This is a genomic window from Streptomyces sp. NPDC001393 (assembly GCF_053597455.1).
In genome coordinates this window covers 1-1,353 of sequence record NZ_JBSFIH010000162.1, presented here as the reverse complement: position 1 = coordinate 1,353, position 1,353 = coordinate 1, and the positions used below count along the sequence as shown (strand labels likewise).

The following is a 1,353-nucleotide window of genomic DNA, read 5'->3' as shown; positions in this document are numbered from 1 at the left end:
TCGGCCGTTGCTGCCGGTGCCCGCGTGGCTTGAGGGGCGGGGCGGGCGGCCGGAGGGTTACTGCCACCGCGTGATGTTGGACGCCGTCCGTTATGTCGTCGACAACGGCGTCAAGTGGGCCAACCTGCCTGCGGATTTCCCGCCGTATCGGCGGGTGCATGCGTTCGCCCGCCGCTGGCAGGTCAAGGGCTTGCTCGCCGAACTCCACGACCGGCTTCGCGACAAGGTCCGCCAGAAGGAGGGCCGTATGGTGGACCCGACCGCCGCTATCGTGGACTCGCAGTCAGTGCGGGCCGCGACGAACATTCCGCGTCCGACGTCCGGGTGGGACGGCGGGAAGAAGGTGGGCGGGCGCAAGAGGCACCTGGTGGTGGACTGCCTCGGCCTGGTCCTGGCTGTCGCGGTGACCGCGGCGAGCGTGCAGGACCGCGACGCCGCCGTCGGGCTGCTGGAGCGGCTGCGCACGATGTACTTCTCCGTCCGTCTGGTGTGGGCGGACGGCGGCTATGCCGGGCGTCTGGTCGACTGGGCGGCCGAGAAACTCCGCCTCACTCTCGACATCGTCAAACGCTCCGACGACACGACGGGGTTCGTGGTGCTGCCGCGCAGGTGGGTGGTGGAGAGGACGCTGAGCTGGCTGATGCGTTCGCGTCGCCTGGTGCGTGACTACGAGACGCTGCCCGCCATGCACGAGGCCATGGTGCTGTGGTCGATGACCATGCTCATGAGCGGCCGTCTGGCCGGACGTCGCCCACGTGCCTTCAGCCGGACGGCACCGTGAGCGCGGTGAACACCCCCGGCCGCACTTGGAGGGCCCACCCCCGCTCCACCAGGCGTTTCGCCTTCGACCGCAGCCCCTCGACCTTCGCCGGGACCGCCTGAAGCCCCAGAGCCGCGGCCAGCTGCTGGCAGCGCATGCCCTCGGCGCCCGCTTCCGACTCCAGCACCGACACAATGTGCTGGTAGTCCGGCGCGAGGACCGACGTCGTCATGCCTGCGGCCCGGTGCGGCACCGTCGCCCCCGCTACCGCGCTCCGCGCCGGCTCCGCGACCGCGCAGGACGGTTCGGCCAGCACTTCGGCCACCGTCACACGGGCATCCACAAGACGCTCAAGCACGCGTTCCGCCTCGCCGAGCGCGGCCTGCACCCGCTCGGCCTCCTCCCGCAGACGTGCCACCTCCTCCCGGACCTTCTTCTCCCGGGCCTCCAGCAGACCGAGCACCGACGGCACCAGCCACCTCCACGAGCGACGCGAGCGGACGAACCGCCCCCATCTCTCCCGTCATCAACCGGAGTTCATGCCCATCCAGCCCGAACCAAACGATCACGTTCGGAAAGCGGATGACGTCTGA

Annotated in this window: 2 protein-coding genes; one reads left to right on the top strand and one right to left on the bottom strand. The window is 70.2% G+C overall.

The features are described 5' to 3' along the window. Positions 1-781 (top strand): IS5 family transposase (locus tag ACWC2T_RS46065; protein ID WP_450676249.1); only part of this gene is annotated, 781 nt, incomplete at its 5' end. On the opposite strand, the gene ACWC2T_RS46060 is transcribed toward ACWC2T_RS46065, so the two are convergent. Continuing rightward, on the bottom strand, positions 762-1,232 hold the full coding sequence (locus ACWC2T_RS46060) for a hypothetical protein (protein ID WP_450676248.1): 471 nt from the start codon (positions 1,230-1,232) through the stop codon (positions 762-764). The genes ACWC2T_RS46065 and ACWC2T_RS46060 overlap by 20 nt on opposite strands. Positions 1,233-1,353 lie beyond the last annotated feature (121 nt).